The 239-nt window shown below is 52.3% G+C and carries 1 protein-coding gene; it reads left to right on the forward strand.

Annotation, left to right across the window (positions count from 1 at the left end):
- Nucleotides 1-239, forward strand: a 239-nt coding sequence (locus tag H5183_RS21585; protein WP_182732698.1) for a hypothetical protein, incomplete at both ends; no start/stop codon positions are given.

Genomic DNA, 239 nt, shown 5'->3' on the forward strand with positions numbered 1-239 from the left:
AGTGCAACCAGCACCTCAGTGATTTTAGATAACGCAGCACCGAATGCCTTGACGATTGCCACCCCGATTGAGGTTGATGGCCGGATCAATGCTGTAGAAGATGGCAGTGTATTGATCACCGGCTCTGGCGCAGAAGCCAATGCCAGTGTCAGTGTGACTATCAGCGATGGTTCGAATAACCAATCGCGGACCGTGACGGCTGATGGCGCAGGTACATGGACTATCAGTGGTAGTGAGTT

Origin of the sequence: Pseudoalteromonas sp. SR44-8 (assembly GCF_014163635.1) — a bacterium.
Taxonomy (GTDB): domain Bacteria; phylum Pseudomonadota; class Gammaproteobacteria; order Enterobacterales; family Alteromonadaceae; genus Pseudoalteromonas; species Pseudoalteromonas rhizosphaerae.